This is a genomic window from Pseudomonas inefficax (genome assembly GCF_900277125.1).
Taxonomy (GTDB): domain Bacteria; phylum Pseudomonadota; class Gammaproteobacteria; order Pseudomonadales; family Pseudomonadaceae; genus Aquipseudomonas; species Aquipseudomonas inefficax.
This window is the reverse complement of the sequence record NZ_OPYN01000123.1, coordinates 136300-157128: the sequence shown is the minus strand read 5'-3', so window position 1 is coordinate 157128 and position 20829 is coordinate 136300. Positions and strand designations below refer to the sequence as shown.

15 protein-coding genes are annotated in these 20829 nt (G+C 64.9%); 6 read left to right on the top strand and 9 right to left on the bottom strand.

Annotated features, from left to right (window positions below):
- Positions 1-319: 319 nt before the first annotated feature.
- From JV551A3_RS15020 to JV551A3_RS15010, 3 genes are all read left to right on the top strand, one after another.
- Positions 320-1969, top strand: a complete 1650-nt coding sequence (locus tag JV551A3_RS15020) for an MFS transporter (RefSeq protein WP_133972284.1) — start codon at positions 320-322, stop codon at positions 1967-1969.
- The gene (locus JV551A3_RS15015) at positions 1966-3099 is read left to right on the top strand and encodes an HlyD family secretion protein (RefSeq protein ID WP_133972282.1); all 1134 of its coding nucleotides are present in this window, start codon (positions 1966-1968) and stop codon (positions 3097-3099) included. The genes JV551A3_RS15020 and JV551A3_RS15015 overlap by 4 nt, the downstream gene beginning before the upstream one ends.
- Positions 3100-3312: 213 nt before the next feature.
- On the top strand, positions 3313-3906 hold the full coding sequence (locus JV551A3_RS15010; protein ID WP_133972280.1) for a hypothetical protein: 594 nt from the start codon (positions 3313-3315) through the stop codon (positions 3904-3906).
- 120 nt (positions 3907-4026) lie between these two features.
- Here JV551A3_RS15010 and JV551A3_RS15000 read toward each other — a convergent pair whose 3' ends face one another.
- On the bottom strand, positions 4027-4902 hold the full coding sequence (locus JV551A3_RS15000) for an AEC family transporter (RefSeq protein WP_133978854.1): 876 nt from the start codon (positions 4900-4902) through the stop codon (positions 4027-4029).
- A 426-nt stretch (positions 4903-5328) separates the two neighbouring features.
- Here JV551A3_RS15000 and JV551A3_RS14995 point away from each other — a divergent pair, with 426 nt between their 5' ends.
- Positions 5329-6633, top strand: a complete 1305-nt coding sequence (locus JV551A3_RS14995; RefSeq protein ID WP_133978852.1) for an MFS transporter — start codon at positions 5329-5331, stop codon at positions 6631-6633.
- A 683-nt stretch (positions 6634-7316) separates the two neighbouring features.
- Here JV551A3_RS14995 and JV551A3_RS14985 read toward each other — a convergent pair.
- The 8 genes from JV551A3_RS14985 to JV551A3_RS14945 form a co-directional block, all read right to left on the bottom strand.
- Complete coding sequence (locus JV551A3_RS14985) at positions 7317-8279, bottom strand: 2-hydroxyacid dehydrogenase (protein WP_133978848.1); 963 nt, start codon at positions 8277-8279, stop codon at positions 7317-7319.
- Positions 8280-8290: 11 nt separating this feature from the next.
- Positions 8291-9583 (bottom strand): MFS transporter, encoded by a 1293-nt coding sequence (locus JV551A3_RS14980; RefSeq protein ID WP_133972272.1) that lies wholly within the window; start codon positions 9581-9583, stop codon positions 8291-8293.
- A 57-nt stretch (positions 9584-9640) separates the two neighbouring features.
- Positions 9641-10591, bottom strand: a complete 951-nt coding sequence (locus tag JV551A3_RS14975; RefSeq protein ID WP_133972270.1) for a sugar kinase — start codon at positions 10589-10591, stop codon at positions 9641-9643.
- Positions 10584-11372 carry a TIM barrel protein gene (locus tag JV551A3_RS14970; protein ID WP_133972268.1) on the bottom strand — a complete coding sequence of 263 codons (789 nt, stop codon included), beginning with the start codon at positions 11370-11372 and terminating at the stop codon, positions 10584-10586. The genes JV551A3_RS14975 and JV551A3_RS14970 overlap by 8 nt, the downstream gene beginning before the upstream one ends.
- A gap of 70 nt (positions 11373-11442) precedes the next feature.
- Positions 11443-12462: a transcriptional regulator PtxS gene (gene ptxS / locus JV551A3_RS14965; protein ID WP_133972266.1), complete on the bottom strand. Its 1020-nt coding sequence runs from the start codon at positions 12460-12462 to the stop codon at positions 11443-11445.
- Between the two features lie 519 nt (positions 12463-12981).
- Complete coding sequence (locus JV551A3_RS14955) at positions 12982-14226, bottom strand: cytochrome c (RefSeq protein WP_133972262.1); 1245 nt, start codon at positions 14224-14226, stop codon at positions 12982-12984.
- Between the two features lie 12 nt (positions 14227-14238).
- A complete protein-coding gene (locus tag JV551A3_RS14950) occupies positions 14239-16023 on the bottom strand; it encodes a GMC family oxidoreductase (protein ID WP_133972260.1) in 1785 nt (594 codons plus the stop codon).
- A gap of 3 nt (positions 16024-16026) precedes the next feature.
- On the bottom strand, positions 16027-16767 hold the full coding sequence (locus JV551A3_RS14945) for a gluconate 2-dehydrogenase subunit 3 family protein (protein ID WP_133972258.1): 741 nt from the start codon (positions 16765-16767) through the stop codon (positions 16027-16029).
- A gap of 449 nt (positions 16768-17216) precedes the next feature.
- Here JV551A3_RS14945 and JV551A3_RS14940 point away from each other — a divergent pair, with 449 nt between their 5' ends.
- Both JV551A3_RS14940 and JV551A3_RS14935 read left to right on the top strand, forming a co-directional pair.
- The gene (locus JV551A3_RS14940) at positions 17217-18545 is read left to right on the top strand and encodes a hypothetical protein (protein WP_133972256.1); all 1329 of its coding nucleotides are present in this window, start codon (positions 17217-17219) and stop codon (positions 18543-18545) included.
- Positions 18546-18577: 32 nt separating this feature from the next.
- Positions 18578-20815, top strand: a complete 2238-nt coding sequence (locus JV551A3_RS14935; RefSeq protein ID WP_133972246.1) for an Ig-like domain-containing protein — start codon at positions 18578-18580, stop codon at positions 20813-20815.
- The last annotated feature ends 14 nt before the right edge of the window (positions 20816-20829 follow it).

The window sequence follows — 20829 nt, the reverse complement described above, 5'->3', positions numbered from 1 at the left end:
ACAGCGTGGTGGTGGTCGAGCATGACATGCGAGTGGTGGCGCAGAGCGACTGGGTGATCGACATCGGGCCTGGGGCCGGGGATGCCGGGGGGCAGGTGGTGGTCAGCGGCACGCCGCAGGTGGTGGCCGGGTGTGCTGAAAGCCGCACTGCGCAGTTTTTGGCCAAGGCCTTGTAGCGCCTGCTCCGGCCCCTTCGCAGCACAAGGCTGCTCCTACCGGTATAGCACCAGTACCTGTAGGAGCAGCCTTGTGCTGCGAANGGGCCGGTGCAGGCTGTAGACTGTCTTTTTGCAATGGCCGCTGAAGTACAGTCTGCCCCATGGACAAATACGCCCCACGCCAGTGGCTCCCCCACGAAAAACCCAGCCTGCCGGGCTCCCCCTCCACGCCCCTGCACACGCCCGCCAAACGCCTGGCCTACGGCGTGGTCGGGCTGCTGGTGGCCATCACCGGTGGCCTGGGCAACGCGCTGGTCACCGCCAACCTTGTGTTCCTGCAAGGTGCGCTGGGCGCAACCACGGCGGAAATGGCCTGGCTGCCGGCCGCCTACGTAATGACCAATGTGTCCATCAACCTGCTGCTGGTGAAGTTCCGCCAGCAGTTCGGCCTGCGCGCGTTCACCGAGGTGTTCCTGGTGCTCTATGCCCTGGTCACCTTCGCCCACCTGCTGGTCAACGACCTCAACTCGGCCATCGCCGTACGCGCGGCCCACGGCATGGTCGGCGCCGCGCTCAGCTCGCTGGGGCTGTACTACATGATCCAGGCGTTCCCGGCGCAATGGCGGTTGAAGGCGATGGTGCTGGGCCTGGGCGCCTCGCAGCTGGCGTTGCCGCTGGCGCGGATATTTTCCGAAGACCTGCTGCAGATCGCCGAATGGCGCGGCCTGTACCTGTTCGAGCTGGGCCTGGCGCTTGCCGCTCTGGGCTGCGTGCTGATGCTCAAGCTGCCCCCCGGTGACCGCTTCAAGACCTTCGAGCCGCTGGACTTCCTCACCTTCTCGCTGATGGCCAGCGGCACCGCGCTGCTTTGCGCCGTGCTGTCACTGGGGCGTATCGACTGGTGGCTGGAGGCGCCCTGGATCGGCATGGCCCTGGCGGCCTCGATCGCGCTGATCTTCAGCGGCCTGGCCATCGAGCACAACCGCCAGAACCCGTTGCTGATGACCCGCTGGCTGGGTAGCGGCGCGATCATTCGCCTGGCCCTGTGCGTGGTGCTGATCCGCATGGTCACCTCGGAGCAGTCCACCGGGGCGGTCGGCTTCCTGCAGGCGCTGAACCTGGGCAGCGAACAGATGCGCACGCTGTACGCGGTCATGCTGCTGGGCGCGGTGGCCGGCCTGGCCAGCAGTGCCCTCACCATCAACCCCAACCATCTGGTGATCCCGCTGTTGATCTCGCTGCTGGCCATGGCCACAGGCGCCTTCATGGACAGCAGTTCGAGCAACCTCACCCGCCCGGCGCAGATGTACCTCAGCCAGTTCCTGCTGGCGTTCGGCAGCACCTTCTTCCTCGGCCCGTCCATGGCCCTTGGCATCAGCCATGTGCGCGCCAACCCGCGCAACCTGGTGAGTTTCTCGGTGCTGTTCGGCATCTGCAACAACCTCGGCGGCCTGATTGGCGCGGCGCTGCTGGGCACCTTCCAGACCTGGCGGGAAAAATTCCACTCCAGCCACCTGATGGACCGCCTCAGCTACCTGGAACCGTTGGTCACGGCCCGCGTGCAAAGTGGCGGTGCCGGCTACGGCGGCATCATTGCCGACCCAGCCCTGCGCAGCGAAGCCGGCATGCGCCTGCTGGCCAGTGCCGCCACCCGCGAGGCGAATATCATGGCCTACAACGATGTGTTCGTGCTGATCGGCAGCATCGCTATCCTGACCATGGTCTGGATCTGCATCCGTAGCACCTGGCTCTGGCACACCAAGCGCCGGGCCGTTTCCCCTGAATCCAACCCCGGCGCGCCCACCCGATGACCGACGACACCCGCACCACGACCACCACTGCCATCGCCGAAACCCCGGAAGGCGCCACGCCGCCCAGCGAGCCGACCAGCCCGGTGCGCTCGCGGCGGGTGCGTATCCTGTCTTCGATCAGCTTTGCCTGCGTAGCCCTGGCCGGCATCCTGCTGGTGCTGTATGCCTGGCGCCTGCCGCCATTCGGCAGTGCCATCGAAAGCACCGAGAACGCTCTGGTGCGTGGCCAGGTGACCATCATCGGGCCGCAGCTGAGCGGCTATATCGTCGATGTGCCGGTGCATGACTTCCAGTTCGTCAAGGCCGGCGACCTGCTGGTGCAACTGGACGACCGCATCTACAAGCAACGTCTGGCCCAGGCCATCGCCCAGCTGCAGCAACAACAGGCGGCCCTGGCCAACAACCTGCAACAGCGTAAAAGTGCCGAAGCCACCATTGCCCAGCGCCAGGCCGCCATTGGCGATGCCACTGCCCAGGCAGCCAAGGCCAGGGCCGACCTCAGCCGCAACCAGGCGCTAGTCAGCGATGGCTCGGTGTCGCGCCGCGACCTGGACCTGGCCCGAGCCAGCGAAGCCGCAGCGGTCGCCAGCCTGGCCCAGGCCAAGGCGGCGCTGGAAATCGCCCGCCAGGACCGCGAAACCGTAGTGGTCAACCGGGCCGCGCTGGAGGCCTCGGTGGAAAACGCCAAGGCCGCCGTGGAGCTGGCCCGCATCGACCTCGACAACACCCGCGTCACCGCCCCGCGCGACGGCCAGCTGGGGCAGATCGGCACGCGCCTTGGGGCCTATGTCAATTCTGGTGCGCAGTTGATGGCGCTGGTGCCCGACACCCTGTGGGTGATCGCCAACATGAAAGAAACCCAGATGGCGAATGTGCGCATTGGCCAACCGACAAGTTTCACCGTGGATGCGCTGAACCACCTGAAGCTGCATGGGCACGTGCAGCAGATCTCGCCGGCCACCGGCTCGGAGTTCGCCTTGCTGCAGGCGGACAATGCGACTGGCAACTTCGTCAAGATTGCCCAGCGCATACCGGTGCGGATCACCGTGGATGCCGGGCAGCCAGAGGCCAAGCACTTGCGGCCGGGGATGTCGGTGGTGGTCAGTATTGATACGCGCAGCCAGGATTGATGTTGATGCCACTGGCCTCTTCGCGGGTAAACCCGCTCCCACAGGTTCAGCACAGGTCTTGAAAACTGTGCATGCCTGTGGGAGCGGGTTCACCCGCGAAGAGGCCAACGAAGCACATGCAGAGATGCCGTCGTGCCATGATTGCGCCGCTCTAGCCCGTAGGTTCTAATCGCGCACGACCCGTTTGCCTATGCCACTCAAGGAAGTGTCACCATGTACAGGAAGATCGTGCCGCTGGCGCTGTTGGCAACCCTGGCCGGTTGCTCGAACAGCGAGGACATCAGCGAGGCCAGTTTCCAGAAGGCCGCCCAGGCCTACCTCGATACCCAGTACCCGCACTGCTTCGTCATCAGTTCATTCCCTACCAGAACCCAGGACTTCGACCTCCATGGCACCAACAAGGCGTTGCATGCCCTGGCCCAGGTAGGTGTGGTCAGCGAAAAGGAGATCTCGCGTACCGAAGTGCCCGCCCGCCTGTGGCAAGCGGCACGCACGGACATCTATTACGCCTATGACCTCACCGACGAAGGCCGAAAGTATTACAAGGCAGATAACGGGCTGTGCTTCGGCAAGGCTCAGGTCACCGCGATCGAGCAGTTCAGTGAGCCGAGCGAGGTGACCGGGCAGAAGATTTCGAATGTCACCTATGCCTACAGGATCACCGGGTTGCCGGCTTGGGCTGGGGATGACGGGGTCAAGGCCAGCATTGCCGAACTGGGCAAGGCGGTGGCCAGCAATGACACGCCGCTCAAGGAAACCCGGGCGATGGTGCTGACCAGCCAAGGGTGGCGGTTGCAGGAGAAATAGCCGTTTGCTGTACCGGCCTCTTCGCGGGCTCGCCCGCTCCCACAGGTGCACCACTGGTTTTGAGAGCTGCGCTGTACCTGTGGGAGCGGGCATGCCCGCGAAGAGGCCGGTACAAGCGGCTTACATCCACCAGGCCAGCACCACCGGCAACCAGGCAAACGACAGCACCGTGGANCACATCACCAGGTTCGCCACTTGCTCCGGCTCGCGGTTGGCGCGCACCGCCATCAGGTAGTTGAACACCGCCACCGGCATCGCCGACTGCACCACCAGCACCGCACGCTCCAGGCTGGCCATGCCCAGCGCCTCCCCCACCGCCCAGCCCACGGCAGCACCCAGGCCAATGCGCAAACCGCCCAGCAGCATGCCGCTGCCCACATGGCGCAGGCGAATGCTGGCCAGCGACACGCCCAGTGTCAGCAACATCAGCGGGATGGTCATGCCGCCCAGCAGGTCTGCCGTATTGGCCAGCCAGCGCGGCAACTCGAAATCGAAAAAGATGATCGGCATGGCGCCGGCCAGGCTGATCACGATGGGGTTGCGCAGCAGTGCCTTGAACGAAGCCGCAGTACCGGAAATGGCCATGCCAAGGGTGAACTGCACGATCGACAGGGTCAGGAAGAACGCCACCGCCAGGGCCAGGCCGTGCTCACCAAAGGCATACAGGCTGATCGGCAAGCCCATGTTGCCGGTGTTGGGGAACATGAACGCCGGCAGCAGCACACGCCAGTGCAGGCCCGAGGCGCGGCACACCAGCAAGCCGGCCAGGGCCATGCCCAGGGTGCACAGCAGGCAAGCCATGGCCATGCTGGTGAAGGCATTCGGGTCCAGCTCGGTGCGGCTGAGCGTGGACAGCACCAGCGACGGGGTGCCGACGGTCATCACCACCCGGGCGATGAATTCGGTGGGGTAGTCCAGGCCCTTGCGGGCCCAGGCATAGCCGATGCCAGCGACGATGAAAACCGGGGCCAAGACGGCGAACAGCGAAGCGAACATGGTGGCCTTCCTTGGAGGTGGGCCCCGCATTATGCCGCAGACTTCGGGATTGCCGGGGGCTGCTTTGCAGCCCAATCGCCGGCAAGCCAGCTCCCATAGGGGCCAGCGCTACTTCAGGCTTGGCACGTTACCTGTGGGAGCTGGCTTGCCGGCGATTGGGCCGCATAGCGGCCCCTTGGATGTCTGCCACAGACGCATTCGTGCCGCCCACAGACTGCGGCGTCTCGTCGCACACCCAGGCCCCTTGGGCAAAACCGCGCAAGCCCGTAGAATCGCGCTTCCTTTTCGCCCGTCGCCTTGAACGGTGGCAACCGGCAGCGTCGCATCCAGCCCAGGCACATCGTGCAGCCCCTCGGCCCCGTTCGGGTCGAGCCGGCGTGCGCGTCCGAAAAGGCGCTCATTCCGCTCATCCAACTAGAGGTACATATGTCTCCGCGTTTGCTGGCCATGGCGCTGGCGCCCCTGCTCGGGCTGTTCATCATTGCCTTGGGCAACGGCTTCATGTCTTCCCTTACCACGCTGCGCCTGGGCGCTGCCGGCGAGTCGGCCACCACCATCGGTGTGGTCTCCTCGACCTACTTCATCGGCCTGACCCTGGGTGCCATCTTCAACGACCGGTTGATCCTGCGCATCGGCCATATCCGCGCCTACACCAGCTTCGCCTCGCTGATCGCCGTGACCATCCTGCTGCAAGGCCTGTTCTACGACGTCACCTGGTGGTCGCTGCTGCGCCTGATCAACGGCTGGGCGGCGGTGGGCGTGTTCCTGGTGATCGAAAGCTGGCTGTTGCTAGCCGGTGACGCCAAGATCCGCGGCCGCCTGCTGGCGCTGTACATGATCGCCTTCTATGGCGCCGGGGTCATCGCCCAGGCCGGCCTTGGCGAAATCACCCACATGGGTGACACCGCACCGTTCATGCTGGCCGGCGTGCTCGCCGCCCTGTCGGTGCTGCCCATCGTGATCCTGCCACGGGTGTCACCGCTGCTGGATCAGGTCGAACCGCTCAAGCCGCGCCAGTTGCTGGGCGTGGCGCCGTCGGGCCTGGTTGGCTGCTTCGGATCAGGTGTGGCCATTGCCGGCATCTATGCCCTGCTGCCGCTGTACCTGCAGCGCATCGGTCTGGATGTGGGCGAGGTCGGCAACATGATGGCCTGGGTGATTCTGGGGGCCATGCTGCTGCAATATCCGGTCGGGCGCTGGTCCGACCGCAAGGACCGCCAGGATGTGCTGATCGCCCTGGCCGCGCTGTGCGTGCTGCTGTCGCTGGTCACGGTATTCCTGCCGTCGGACTCGATCCTGCTGCCGGCGATGCTGTTCCTGCTGGGGGGTGGCGTGTTCACCCTGTACCCGGTGGCGGTCAGCCATGCGGCCGACCGGGCGCCATCGGATGCACTGGTGCCAATGATCCAGGGCCTGCTGCTGATCAACTCGCTGGGTTCGGCCATGGCGCCGGTGGCGATTTCGCCGATGATGACCGAGTTTGGCGAGGCCGGGTTGTTCTGGGCCTTTGCCGTGGTCAATCTGGCCATGGTGTGCTTCTTCATGTGGCGCCGTGGCAAGCGCCCGGCGGCAGAGCACCCAGCGCCGTTCACCGCTTCNACCACCTTCTCGCCGACCGGTGCCGAGCTGCGGGTGACCGAAGACCTGATGCATGCGGCGCAGGAGCACCCACCGCTGGAGCCTGTAGAGGCTGCTGCGCCAGCGCAGGCGCAGCGTTCAGAATCGCATTGACTCCGGGGGCTGCCTTGCAGCCCTTTCCGACCGGTCCGGCGCCCCGGCAAGGCCGCTCCCACAGGAGCCCCATCAGCTAAAGGAATGCACCAACCTGTGGGAGCGGGCGCGCCCGCGAACACCGGCGTAGCCGGTGCCATGCACCGTGTTGGATTCTTCGCGGGTAAACCCGCTCCCACAGAGTCTCCCGTCAGCTGAAGGAATGCGCCATACCTGTGGGAGCGGGCGCGCCCGCGAACACCGGCGTAGCCGGTGCCATGCACCGTGTTGGATTCTTCGCGGGTAAACCCGCTCCCACAGAGTCTCCCATCAGCTGAAGGAATGCACCAACCTGTGGGAGCGGGCGCGCCCGCGAACACCGGCGCAGCCGGTGCCATCCACCGCGTTGCCTGCTTCGCGGGCATGCCCACTCCCACAGAGACCCCCACCGGCTGAAGGAATGCGCCATACCTGTGGGAGCGGGCGCGCCCGCGAACACCGGCGCAGCCGGTGCCATCCACCGCGTTGCCTGCTTCGCGGGCATGCCCGCTCCCACAGAGTCCCCCGTCAGCTGAAGGAATGCGCCGTACCTGTGGGAGCGGCTTTAGCCGCGAACACCGGCGTAGCCGGTGCCATCCACCGCGTCGCCTGCTTCGCGGGCATGCCCGCTCCCACAGGGACCCCGCAGGCTTGTGAACCTGGCGTCAGCCATTCACCAGGTTGGCCGGGCGCTCGCCGGCCAGCGCACTGAGCAGGTTGTCCACCGCACAGCGCGCCATGGCCTGGCGGGTTTCTTCGGTCGCAGAGCCGATATGCGGGGTCGCCACCACGTTGTCCAGTTGCAACAACGGCGACTGCGCCGACAACGGCTCCTGCGCGAATACATCCAAGCCGGCGCCGCGTATGCGTCGGGCACGCAAAGCTTCGATCAGCGCCGGCTCATCCACCACGCGCCCGCGGGAAATGTTCACCAGGATTGCCTGTGGTTTCATCAGCGCCAGCTCCCGCGCGCCGATCAGGCCTTCGGTGCTGGCACTGAGCGGCACGGTCAGGCAAACGAAATCTGCCTGCTGCAACAGCTCGTCCAGGCTGCATTGACGCGCAGCATGGCGCGCCTCCACCTCAGGCTTGGCACGCTGGCTGTGATACAGCACACGCATGCCGAAGCCAGCCGCGGCGCGCCGGGCCAGGGCCTCGCCGATGCGGCCCATGCCGACGATGCCCAGTGTCTTGCCGTGCACATCGCTGCCGAAATGCGCCGGGCCAAGGTTGGCCTGCCAGTGGCCGTCTCGCACCCAGTTCGCCAGTTCCACAACCCGCCTGGCGGTAGCCAGGATCAAGGCAAAGCCGGTATCGGCGGTGGTTTCGGTCAGCACATCCGGCGTGTTGGTCAACATCACGCCCCGCCGGCTGAGTTCGGCGATGTCNTAGTTGTCCACCCCGACCGAAACGCTGGACACCACTTCAAGCTGTGGCGCCAGGTCGAGCAGGCTGGCGTCCAGGCGCAGGCTGGCTCCCAGCAGCCCGTGCGCACCGGGCAAAGCATCGCGCAGGCGCGCCAGGCCATCGGGCCCGGAGGTATCCACCCAGGTCACCTCGACGCGNTCTTGCAGGCGCGCCATCAAGTCGTCGGACAGGCGTTTGTACAGCACGATTCGCTTCTTCATTGCGCAGGTTCCTAATGGTTCATGGCCAGACGCGAGTTGCCGCGCTTGGCCCGGCCAGATGTCTGGGAAGTATTGAGTGCGGCGGTAAGCGCCACTGCAGTCAGCAACGCACCACACATGAACAGGTAGGAGGCACCGGGCCCGCCCGTGACGCCATTGAGGTAGCCCACCAGCCATGAGCCACCGAACGAGCCCAGCGCACCCATGCTGTTGATCAGCGCCATGGCACCGCCCGCGACGTTGGCCGGCAGGATCTCGGGCACGATCGCGAAGAACGGGCCATAGGGTGCGTACATGCAGGCGCCGGCAACCACCAGCAACGCGTACGACAGCCAGAAGTGCTCGCTGCCCAGGGCGTAGGAGCCATAGAACGCGACGGCGGCGATCAACAGTGGCGGCCAGACGAAGCGCTTGCGCTTCTGCAGCCGGTCAGACGCCCACGACACACCGACCATGCCCAGCACCGCCGCCAGGTAAGGGACCGACGACAGCCAGCCGGCCTGCACGATATCGAGGTTGGCCGCCTGCTTGAGAATCGACGGCAACCACAGCACGAAGCCATACACACCAATGCTCCAGCAGAAGTACTGCAGCGAAAGGATGATCACCTGCGGCGAACGGAACGCCTCGCGGTAGTTCTTCACCGGCTTTATGCCTTGCTGCTCGGCAGCCAGCGCCTGCTCCAGGGCGGCTTTTTCCTGCTCGCTCAACCAGTTCACCTGGGCCGGGCGGTCATCCACCAGGCGCCACCAGAAGAACGCCCAGATGACGGCGGGCAGGCCTTCGATGATGAACATCCAGCGCCAGTCGTAATGCTTGACGAGATAGCCCGACACCACCGACATCCACAGGATGGTCACCGGGTTGCCGAGGATCAGGAAGGTATTGGCGCGCGAACGTTCGGCGCGGGTGAACCAGTGGCACAGGTACACCAGCATGGCCGGCATCACCGCCGCCTCCACCACCCCGAGCAGGAAGCGGATGCCGATCAGCATGTAGACGTTGCTGACCACGCCGGTAAGCGTGGCAAGGCCACCCCAGAGGATCAGGCAGACAAAGATCAGCTTCTTCACGCTGCGCTTTTCGGCGTAGATGGCGCCGGGCACCTGGAAGAAGAAGTAACCAAGAAAGAACAGTGCCCCCAGCAGCGAAGACAGTGCGGGGGTGATATGCAGGTCTTCAGCCATGCCGGAAGCGGCGGCGAACCCGTAGTTGGCGCGGTCCAGGTACGCCAGGCTATAGGTGAAGAACACGATCGGGATGATGTACCACCAGCGGCGAGGTGCCAGGCTTTGGCTTTGCATGGTTCGTTTCTCCTGAGCTTGTTGTTTTTGTTGCAACAGGTGTTTCGGGTCAAGTGATCACGCGCTTCTGCGCAGGTCGTGGGCTTGCAGCTCATGGCGCAGCGGAAGCCCTTCCATGTCGCCACGCGACTGCACGGCGCGGCTGCCGCACCAGTTGCCACGCGCCACTGCCTCGGCTACCGGGTGGCCCTCCAGCAGCGCACTGAGCACACCGACGGCAAAGGCATCGCCTGCGCCAACGGTGTCTACCACCCGGCTGACCGGTACTGGTGCCACCTGGCCCTCGCCCTTGGCGCTGCGGAAGTAGGCACCGGCGTCGCCCAGCTTGATCACCACCAGTTCCACCCCTTGGTCGAGGTAGAACGCGGCGATGTCTGCCGGGGTGTGCTGGCCGGTCAGCAGGCGGCCCTCTTCCAGGCCAGGCAGAACCCAGTCGGCCTTGGCCGCCAGGGCATTGACTTCGCGCACCATGCTGCTTTGGTCAGGCCACAGCGAGGGGCGCAGGTTGGGGTCGAACGAGATGCTGCGCCCGGCGGCACGCATGGCATCCATCAACGCATGGGAGAGCGCCCGGCAGCCCTCCGACAGCGCCGGCGGGATGCCGGTGGCGTGCAAATGGCGGGCTTGCACAAAGCCCGGGCGCAGCAGCGCCGGCGACAGCTGGCTGGCTGCCGAACCACGGCGGAAGTACTCCACCGCCGGGTCGCTGCCGTCATCGCAGCGGGCCTTGAGCTGGAAGCCGGTGGGGTAGCTGGCATCCACCTCGACACCGGAGCAGTCCAGGCCTTCGCGGCGCAGGCTGTCGAGCACGAAACGGCCCAGCGAATCGTCGCCCACCCGGCTCAGCCAGCGGACCTTGAAGCCCAGCCGCGCCAGGCCGATGGCCACGTTGCTGTCGGCGCCGGCAATGCGCTTGCCGAACTGGCCGACACTGGCCAGGTCGCCGGCCTGCTCGGCGACGAACATGGCCATGGTCTCGCCGAAACACAACACGTCATGCTCATGCATGGCTCAGCTCCTCACTCGATACGCCCTGCCCCAGCGCCGCCAGGTCGCGCACCTGGTCGCGGGTCAGCGCCAGCAGATCGTCGCTCACCAACGGGTACTCGACAGCACGCGCCACGCCGGGGGTGAACTCGGCCATCAGCTCAGCCCATTCCTGCAGGTCCGCGGTCGCTGGCGGGATGGCGACCAGGCGGCCATCGGGCCGGCGCTGCACTGCCTTGCAATGCACATAGCGCACCCAGCGGCCAAGCTGGCGTGCGGCGTGCCGGGCAGGCTCGCCCTGCCACTGCCAGTTACCGATGTCGAAGGTCATGCCCAGGGTCAGCCCGAGCTCGTCGGCGCGCTGGAAAAACTGCTGCAGGGGTTCAATTCGCCCACCTTGGGTGGTCTGGTCGTTCTCCACCAGCAACAACGGCCCGTGCACCGGCAACAGCGTCGCCAAGGCCGCGACGTCACAGCCTGCGTGGTAGTGGCCCAGGGAAACCTTGAGCGCTACCGCGCCAAGGGCTCGGGCGGTTTGCAGTTTGTGCGCCAATTGCGGGTCAGGCACGCCCTGTACGGTCCACAGTTCGAGGGGCGTGGAATACAGGCACTCCAGGCCCTGTGCGGCAATGGCGGCAGCCAGCGCTGCAGTGTCCGGTGCCTGGGTGAACAGCTCTTCGCGCAGTTCAACACGGGTGACGCCGGCGGCAGCCAGCAGGCCAAGGAAGTGCTCCTGGCCACGCTGCCGGACAAAGTCGGCGCCGTAGCTGGAGAGACTGATGGAAACGGGGTTCGAGTGCATTGTTATTGTCCTTGTGAAACCGGTTTCATTTTTGCTGATAACAGGCAGGCAGGGAGGTGCCTGCCTGTGATTACTGTGGCTGGGTTGAACCTCGGATGATCAGCTCGGCCTTGAAGTCGATGCGCCGGGCCGCCCCGCTGTCGCCGCGCAGGCGGCCAAGCAGGCTCTCGAATGCTGCCACGCCGATTCGCTCGGTGGGCTGGGCCAGTGCAGTGATGCCACTGCCGACCAAGGGGTACCAGTCGAGGTCGTCGAGGGCGATCAGCCCGACGTCCGCGAACAGATTGCACCCTGTCTGGTGCAGGGCCCGGCTGACGGCCAGGGTGGCGACACCGTTGAAGGTGAAGATGGCCTGCGGGCCATGACCCCTGCCGGCGAGGAACGAAGCCAGCTGGTCATCCAGCCCGGGGCCGATTTCCAGCACCTGCTGGCGCATGCCATGGCGACGGCTGACCGACGTGCCGAACGCCTGTACCCGCTCCAGGCGCGAGCTGGTGCCATCAAGCGGCTCGGTGACCGCCATGATGTCGCGGTAGCCTTGCGCCTGCAGGTGGTCCAGGGCCTGCTCGACCGCGTCGGCATTGTCCAGGCCCACCAGGTCGACATTCAGTTCGGGCAACTGGCGGTCGACCAGCACCATGGGAATGTCGCGCTGCAGGTGGAGCAATTCGCCGGGGTGATGGCCAAGCGTGTTCACGATCAGCCCTTCGACGTTGTAGGACTGCAGGGCCACCAGGTGGTGACGCTCCTGCTCGTCGTCGCGGTTGGTGTTGCACACCACCAGGCTGTAGCCGTGCTGGCGGCAGGCAGTTTCCACGCCATGCATCACGGCCACTGAATAGGGGTTGAGGATATCGGCCACCAGCATGCCGATCAGGCGCGTCTGGCCGCGCTTCAGGCCACGGGCCATCTGGTTGGGGCGGTAACCGAGGCGCTCGATGACCTCTTCCAGGCGCTTGGCGGTGGCTTCGGCGAGCAACTGGCGATCACCCCCGATGTAACGGGAGACGGTGGCCTTGGAAACGCCAGCGACACGCGCTACTTCGCTGATGGTGACCCGTTCGCGGGCATGGGCAGGCGCGTCGGTCATGGGCTGTCCTTATGATTGTTGTGATAGCGATGAAACCGGTTTCAATACAGCAAAATCGCAAGGGTTCGTCAACATGCCGTTGGTCGGGAGTACGAAATTCATGCGTAGTAAATGCGATAAGAATACGCTTTAACTAGCTGATACATATAGACAAGTAAACGCGAAACCCTGTGGGAGCGGGTTCACCGGCGAATGCGATGGTGAATGTGCCGACGCATTCGCGGGTAAACCCGCTCCCACATTGGATTGGGGGTGCAGCCAGAGGGATGGAGTTAACGGAGGGCTTTCACATCACCGGCGGTGACGGCATCCCTTGGTTACCCCAACTGGTGTGAATGAAGTTCACCACCTCGGCAACCTCCTGATAAGAATACGTTTTAACTAACTGATAAATATAGAAAGTAAACGCGAAACACTGTGGGAGCGGGTTCACCCGCGAATGCGATGTTGAATGTGCCGACGCATTCGCGGGTAAACCCGCTCCCACAGTGGATTGGGGGTGCAGACAGAGGGATGCAGTTAACGGAGGGATTTCACGTCACTGGCAGTAACGGCGCTGCCCTGATTACCCCAACTGGTGCGAATGAAGTTCACCACCTCGGCAACCTCCTGGTCACTCAGGCGCCAGCCGAACGCCGGCATGGTGAAGTTCGACGGCGCTGTGTGCGTCGCCGGCACCGTGCCCCCCGCCAACACCACATGGATCAGCGATGTGGCATCCGCCGTCTGCACCACCGGATTGCCGGCCAGGGCCGGGAACACGCGGGTATAGCCCTGGCCATCGGTACGGTGGCAGGCTGCGCAGTTGTCGATGTACACCGCCGCCCCGGGTTTGCTGTCGTCGCCCTTCCACAGGGCATCCGCCACCTGTTTGTCGTACACGTGCGGCCGGTCGTCAGGGTTGCTTGGCGGCAGCGTCTTCAAATAGCGGGCGATAGCAGTCAGGTCGGCATCGCTCAGGTGTTGCATGCTGTGCTCGACCACGTCGCTCATGCCACCGAACACGGCGCTGCGGTCGCTACGGCCAGTCTTGAGAAACTGCACCAACTGCTCTTCGCTCCAGCTACCCAGGCCGTCCTTGTGGTCGCCACGCAGATTCTTGGCAATCCAGCCTTCCAGCGGTGCACTGCCAGCCAGGAACTGCTCGCCATCCTGTGGGCTCAGTGCCTTTTCCTGCATGGTCAGCGCCCGCGGCGTATGGCACGCACCACAGTGCCCCAGGCCCTCGACTAGGTAGGCACCGCGGTTGACCACCGGGTCGGCCGCTGCGGATGCCTGCCAGGGCTTGGCCTCAGGCGCGAACAAGCCGCGCCAGATCGCCAGCGGCCAGCGCATGCTCAGTGGCCAGGGGATGTCGCTGGCCTTGTTCGGCTGCTCGACCGGTTCCACGCCCTTCATGAAGTAGGCATACAGCGCCTGCATGTCCTGCTCGCTGACGCGCGCATAGGACGGGTATGGCATGGCGGGATACAGGGTGCTGCCGTCCTTGCCGATGCCCTTGCGCACCGCCTGGTCGAAGTCTTCGAAGCTGTACTGGCCGATGCCACTGGCCGCCGGGGTGATGTTGGTTGAGTACACCGTGCCGATCGGTGTTTCCATCGGCAGCCCACCGGCGAACGGCTTGCCGCCTTTGGCGGTATGGCAGGCGACGCAGTCGCCGGCGCGGGCCAGGTACTCGCCCTGGTGCACCTGCGCATCGTCATTCGGTGCTGCCTGGGCAGCCACGCTGGCACCCAGCAGGGTTGCGATCAACATTGTCTTCATGCGCATCGCTCCTCAAGCCTGAACCAGCGGACCAGGGTTTTTCAGGTACTGCTCGCGGATGGCGCGGGCCGACCAGTAGGTCAGCGCAGCCACCAGCCCGGTCGGGTTGTAACCCAGCCCCTGAGGGAACGCCGAAGCCCCCGGAACGAACACGTTGTGCACGTCCCAGCTTTGCAGGTAGCGGTTCAACGCACTGGTTTTCGGGTCGGTGCCCATGATCGCGCCGCCGTTCAGATGGGTGGTCTGGTAGCTGGCGGTGTTGAAGTGGTCCTTGACCTTCTTGCCCAGCACGGCAATGGCCTTGGGGTTCATCGCCTGGGCGATCTTGCTGAGCTTGTCGACCATGAACTGGTTCATCCTGATGTCGTTTTCCTGCCAGTCGAAGGTCATGCGCAGCAGCGGCTGGCCGTAGGCGTCGCGGTAGGTCGGGTCGAGGTCCAGGTAGTTGCCGCGGTAGGACTGGTGAGCGCCGTGGGCGTCCATAGACACTTGGTGGGTGTAGTAGTCGGCGGTGGCCTTCTTCCAGGCGCTGCCCCAGGCCGGTGTGCCCGGCGGGGTCGCGCCACCGGCAATCGGCCGCGTGCCGGCCTGGTTCACCCACATCGGCGAACCGCCGACGAAACCGTGGGGGCCATGGTCGAAGTTGTCGGCGTTGAAGTCATCGATGGCAATACCGTTGCCACCGGCGCCGATGAAGTTGTTGGTGTAGGTGTCCTTGTCGAAGAACGCCTTGACCGTGCCCATGTTCTGGTAGGCGAAGTTACGCCCCACCACGCCTTCGTTCTTGATGGGGTCGTAGGGTTTGCCGATGCCGGACAGCAGCATCAGGCGCACGTTGTTGAACTGGAACGCCGCCAGGATCACCAGGTCCGCCGGCTGCTCCACTTCCCGCCCCTGGGCGTCGATGTAGGTCACCCCGGTGGCCTTGCGCTTGCTGTCATCCAGGTTCACCCGCAGCACATGGGCGTTGGGCCGCAATTCGAAGTTCGGCACCTGGCGCAGCGCCGGCAGGATGTTCACGTTGGGCGAGGCCTTGGAGTACATGTAGCACACGTAGCCACTGCAGAAGCCGCAGAAGTTGCACGGCCCCATCTGCGCCCCGTAGGGGTTGGTGTACGCGTCGGAGGTGTTGGCCGACGGCAAGTTGTAGGGCTTGTAGCCCAGGCTGGCCGCCGCCTTTTCGAACAGCCTGGCCGACACGACGTTTTTCTGCGAAGGCAGCGGGAACGGGCTGGAGCGGTCTGGTGCATAGGGGTTGCCGCCCTTCCCTTCGCCAACGAGCTGGCCGTTGACGGTCCACGCCTGGCCAGAGGTACCGAATACCTTTTCGGCGAAGTCGAAATGCGGTTCCAGTTCTTCGTAGCTGACCCCGAAGTCCTGGATAGTCATGTCTTCAGGGATGAACTTGCGCCCGTAGCGTTCTTCGTAGTGGCTGCGCATGCGCAGCTCCATCGGGTCCACCCGGAAGTGCACGCCAGACCAGTGCAGGCCTGCGCCACCTACACCTTTGCCCGGCAGGAAGGCACCGAGCTGGCGATTGGGCAGTGCCACATCGTTCATGCCATGGCGGATGGTGACGGTTTCCTTCGACACATCGACGAACAGCTTCTTGCGCACGCTGTAGGTCAGCTCGTCGATCACCTGCGGGTAGCTGCCTTCCGGGTAGGTGTCCTGCATCGGCCCCCGCTCCAGGGCCACTACCTGCAGCCCGGCTTCGGTCAGTTCCTTGGCCATGATCGCCCCGGCCCAGCCAAAACCCACGATTACCGCGTCCACTTTCTTCATCACGGTCGCCATGCCTCAGGCCCTCTCGCCACGGATCGAAACAGCCGGGAACGGGTAAGGCTCGTTGCGCTCGACCCAGTCCATGAAATCGGCGCGGGCGCCGGGGAAGCCGATCTGGGTCCAGCCGACCATGCCTTTGTTGCCGCCGTGGATTGGGTCGCAGAAGAACCCTTCACGGGTGTTCTGCACCAGCAAGCTGAAGAACACCTTGGCCGGCACGGTGTCGAAAACCAGCTCTCCAGACTCGACCTTGCTGAGAACGTGGTCCCGGGTAGCGCTATCTTGCGCAGCAAAAACTTGCCCGGAATTGGCCTTGCACCAGCCGTCCACGGCGGCGATGCCCAGGCGGTAGATCTGTTGCGGGCTGAGTTGCAGTTGGTAACCCAGTTCGGGCGCGGCGTCGGCCTTGAACGGGCCTTGCATGTACCACTGCGCGCCAGTTGCGTAGGGGGTGTTCATCTGCCGGTCGATGAATTCGGCAGCGCCGGCTTCAAGTGCGCCAGGGCCAAGCTCGTCGGCCGGGATGATGCGCGAGACGGCTGCCTGCACGAAAGCCCACTCCTCGGCAGTGAAGAATGTCGGCTGGTAGTTGCCCGCTGGTGGCGTTGCCGGCACTTTGGGTTCGTGTTGCGGGGCCGCAAGCAGCTGACCGGCGCCCACGCCAAACCCCGTGCTGGCCACGGTGACCACAGGGATCAAGGTCAAGGTCTTGCGCAGAAAGTCCCTGCGCGGGTTGTCTGGGGCATGCTCAGGCATTGCGAATCCTCATCGGCTGTGTGCGGCCTTGAAAAGCGCCATCTGGTTTTCAATATGGGGGGTGGTCTTGATGGGCCATCAAGAAAACAGCCGGATAATCTAGCGTGTTCAGAAATGTTTTGAAACCGGTTTCATGTCTGAACTGCAAGGGTGGCCGGCCGTTGTGCCCGGCCTGTGGCCTTGGCTGGCTACATGGGCATCCCCAAGCAAGGCCGCGCCCCAGGGCTGCGCTCACAGAAGTGCGATGATTGGGTAGCTACGACCCTCCCCAGTCCCCAACCTTGGGGCACGGCGCCCAACGGCGAATACCTGCCAAAGCCTTCGCAATAGAATTGGATCCCTTGCCCTGCAAGGGCTACAGCATGTTTTTCCCTGGTTTGGCACGCCTATTGCCGATCTCCTGCCAGACGCCCCAAGTCCATGGGCCCGTTTGCAGGAGGAAATGACTCATGCACCGACCGATTCCCCACCCGCTGGCAGTGGCGATTTTCGCCGGCATGCTCCAGCTCCCGGCGCAGGCTGCCTTGAACGCTGTCGACCCTGGCGCCTATGTTCCCGCCAACGGCGGGTTCCCCGCCTGGTACCAGGACAGCCATGGTCGTACCCTCGACCTGTGCCTGACCAAGGCCGTCAGCTCGCGGGTGCCTGGCGCGCCCGGCGCACCTTCGTACATGTGCACGCTGCTGCCCACCCCCGGCGTGTTCGACGATACCCAACCCATCGTCTTCCCTACCAACTTCCCTGACGAGGCGTTCTGGTTCACCGCCGATGCCGCCATCGTCGACGCCACCCGCGGCATCGACCTCACCTACGTCAGCGCGATCGAAGCGGCCTTTGCCGCTGAAGAACCGGTCGAAGGCGACCAGGTCAGCTTCGCCCGGGTGCGTATCCGGGTCGATGTACCAACCGCCGGCACCTACGTGGTCACTCACCCATACGGCGTTGAAGTGTTCGATGTGCCTGCAGGCGGGCGCCGGGCGATCAACATGACCCGCGACATTGGCATTGCCGGCGCTGGCGACTTCACTGGCGCCCTGAAAGGCGATGTCGGGCCATTCCTGCGCAGCGTCAACGGCCCCTACACCGAAGGCAGCGAGCGCTTCATCGGCGACCCGAACCTGGAAGAACGGGTGACCGGCAGCCCGTTCAATACCAACTACGTACGCATCGAAGGCCCCGGTGGCATCGACCTGCGCACCGAGCTGTTCGCGGTCTCGGGCAAGCTATCCGAAGTGGCCCTGCCAACCCCGCTGATGCCGCAACGCAGTACCTACTCGCGGCATACCGAGAACGGCGACCTGCACGCGCAGCAGGACATCTTCGCGATGGCCCCACCGCCACCAGCCAGCGTCACCCTGACCAGCCAGACACCCAACCTGAACCTCACCGAAGCCAACGGTACCGGTGCCTGGTACGCCCAGTCGGTGCTCGACCCGGCCGCCGGGTCGATCCTGACGCTGACCGCCGACAACAGCGTGGCGATACCCACCAGCAGCCTGACCACCGCCAACGTGCCGTTGACCGACCTGGTCACCATCACCCAGGCCCAGTACCGCCTGTCCACCGGCGAGCTGACCCTGGTGGCCAGCACCAGCGACGAGACCACGCCGCCAGTGCTCACCGCACATACCGGCAACGGCGCGCTGATCGGCAACCTGAGCGGCACTGGCGCCGTGAAGACGCTGAGCACCAGCCTGTCGCCCATCCCGCCGGCCAAGGTGCAGGTCACCAGTACCAACGGCGGTAGCGACACCGAAGACGTGGTGCTGGTGCCATGAACAGACAAAGGCTCAGCCTTCAAGGAGGCAGCATGAACACTTGGTCGCGCCGTGCGCTGTTGGCCGCCGGTTTCTCCCTTACCGTTACCAGCGCCGCGTTTGCCGCGCTGTCCGATGTCGACCCGGGGCCCTACACCTTCGCCACCGGTGGCTATCCGATGTGGTACAAGGACAGCCTCGACCAGTCCCTGGAGCTGTGCCAGTCCCGTGCCACCAGTACACGTGCGCCGGGCGCACCAGGGGCACCAGCCTACATGTGTACCTTGCTGCCCGAGCCCGGCATCTATGACGATGCCCTGCCGCTGGTGTTCCCGGACAACTGGCCGCCCGAGATGTTCTGGTTCCTGGCTGAAACCGACATCCCACAGGTGGGCAACAGTGGCTATGAGCTGGAGGTCTATGTAGCCGGGGTGGAGGCAGCTTTCGCCGCCGAAAACCCGGTCGATGGTGACCAGCAAAGCTTCGCCCGGATCCGTATCCGTGCTTCGGTCCCAAGCACCGGTACCTACACCATCACCCACCCTTACGGGGTGGAGACGGTCAACGTCACTACGCCAGGCCGACGGGCAATCAACATCACACGCGACATCGGCATCGGCGCACCGGGCAACTTCCGCGGCGCGCTGGCGGGGGCGATCGGCCCCTGGCTGAGAGGTGTTGGTGGGCCTTATACCGCGGTCAACCCCGATACCGGCACCATCGAAACCTACATCGGCGACCCCAATATCACCGAAGCGGTGACCGGCAGCCCCTTCAACACCAACTTCGTGCGCATCCAAGGCCCCGCTGGCACCATCCAGACCAACACCTTCACCGTTTCCGGCAAGGTACTGGACCAACGTGCCCAGACCCCGGTCAGCCTGGAACGCGCCACCTACTCGCGCAACGCCACCGGCACCCGTACCGAGGTGTTCGCCAAGGCGCCCAGCGCAGCCAGCTTGTGCATGCGCAATGGCATCGCCCTGGTCGGCACCCCGCCTTCGCCGTGCCAGTACACCCTCACCGCCGACAACAACGGGCTGTTCTTCCACCAGCAGCTCAGCCAGGAAGCACCGCCTGCGGTGGTGGTGGTCACCGCCAGCGACAACGCCGGCGGAACTCAGCCGACCGCGCTGTCGAGCAAGCTCACCGACGTGGTCAAGGTCAGCACCGCACGCTACGACTGGGCCAACAAGCGCCTGCTGATCGAGGCCAGTTCCAGTGACGAGGTAGCGATCCCCGACCTGCTCGCCCAGGGCTATGGTCGCCTGTCCAAGGCGGGTACGCTGCAGAGCCTGACCGTCAACGACGTGCCGCAGCCACCGGCCACCATCACGGTCAAATCGGCACGTGGCGGCAGCGATGTCGAACCGGTGGTCGTGGTCGGCAACGCGCCGGTCGAGGCGGCCAACCAGCCACCGCTGGCCCAGGCCGATATCGGCAGCACCAGCGTCGGCATCCCGATCACCCTCAACCTGCTGCAGAACGACAGCGACCCGGATGGCAACGTGCCGCTGACCATCAGCGACCTGACCCAGCCCGGTACCGGTCTTGGCGGCGTGGTGATGAACGGCACCACATCGGTCACCTACACCCCGCCAGCCGGGGCCACGCAACCCGTGGTGGCCACCTTCAGTTACCGGGCGGTGGACGCCAAGGGCCTGAAGTCGGAACCGGCCACGGTCACCGTCAACGTGGCACCTAACCGGGCCCCAACCGCCAACCCGGAAACCGTTGCCACCCTGGGCGTGCCATTGACCATCAACGTGCTGGCCAACGACACCGATCCGGAAGGCAACCTGCCGCTGACTGTCCCCGCTGCCTCGCTCACCCAGCCAGCTGCCGGCCGGGGCACCGTCAGCACCGACGGCACCACGGTGACTTACACCCCACCGGCCACGGTGACCTCGGCCTTCACCACCACCTTCACCTACCAGGCTCGTGACTCGCTGGGGGCCCTGTCCAACTCCGGCACGGTCACCGTCAACGTGTCGCCACGGCCTGCCGCCGAAACCTTCGCGGTCACGGCTGCCACGGTCACGGCACGCTCCAACAACCGTTACAACTGGGACCTCAGCGGCACCTCGTCGGTCACCACCGGCAACACCATCACCGTGCGGGTAACCACCACTACCGGCGTGCAGACCCTTGGCACTGCCACGGTAGCGCTGACCGGCCGCTGGCGACTGGCGGTGAGCAATAGCACCACGATCATCCCGACTGCGGCACCGACGGCGACGATCACCAGCAGCCAGGGCACCACACGCACCGTCAACGTAACCGTGCAGTAAAGGCCGGAGGTTGC

What these genes read in the sequence shown, in the direction of transcription:
- JV551A3_RS14945 (WP_133972258.1), bottom strand. Translation starts at nt 16,767, where the DNA reads ATGCCTGAGCATGCCCCAGACAACCCGCGCAGGGACTTTCTGCGCAAG.
- JV551A3_RS15015 (WP_133972282.1), top strand. Translation starts at nt 1,966, where the DNA reads ATGACCGACGACACCCGCACCACGACCACCACTGCCATCGCCGAAACC.
- JV551A3_RS14975 (WP_133972270.1), bottom strand. Translation starts at nt 10,591, where the DNA reads ATGCATGAGCATGACGTGTTGTGTTTCGGCGAGACCATGGCCATGTTC.
- JV551A3_RS15010 (WP_133972280.1), top strand. Translation starts at nt 3,313, where the DNA reads ATGTACAGGAAGATCGTGCCGCTGGCGCTGTTGGCAACCCTGGCCGGT.
- JV551A3_RS14980 (WP_133972272.1), bottom strand. Translation starts at nt 9,583, where the DNA reads ATGCAAAGCCAAAGCCTGGCACCTCGCCGCTGGTGGTACATCATCCCG.
- JV551A3_RS14970 (WP_133972268.1), bottom strand. Translation starts at nt 11,372, where the DNA reads ATGCACTCGAACCCCGTTTCCATCAGTCTCTCCAGCTACGGCGCCGAC.
- ptxS (WP_133972266.1), bottom strand. Translation starts at nt 12,462, where the DNA reads ATGACCGACGCGCCTGCCCATGCCCGCGAACGGGTCACCATCAGCGAA.
- JV551A3_RS14935 (WP_133972246.1), top strand. Translation starts at nt 18,578, where the DNA reads ATGAACACTTGGTCGCGCCGTGCGCTGTTGGCCGCCGGTTTCTCCCTT.
- JV551A3_RS14950 (WP_133972260.1), bottom strand. Translation starts at nt 16,023, where the DNA reads ATGGCGACCGTGATGAAGAAAGTGGACGCGGTAATCGTGGGTTTTGGC.
- JV551A3_RS14940 (WP_133972256.1), top strand. Translation starts at nt 17,217, where the DNA reads ATGCACCGACCGATTCCCCACCCGCTGGCAGTGGCGATTTTCGCCGGC.
- JV551A3_RS14955 (WP_133972262.1), bottom strand. Translation starts at nt 14,226, where the DNA reads ATGAAGACAATGTTGATCGCAACCCTGCTGGGTGCCAGCGTGGCTGCC.
- JV551A3_RS15020 (WP_133972284.1), top strand. Translation starts at nt 320, where the DNA reads ATGGACAAATACGCCCCACGCCAGTGGCTCCCCCACGAAAAACCCAGC.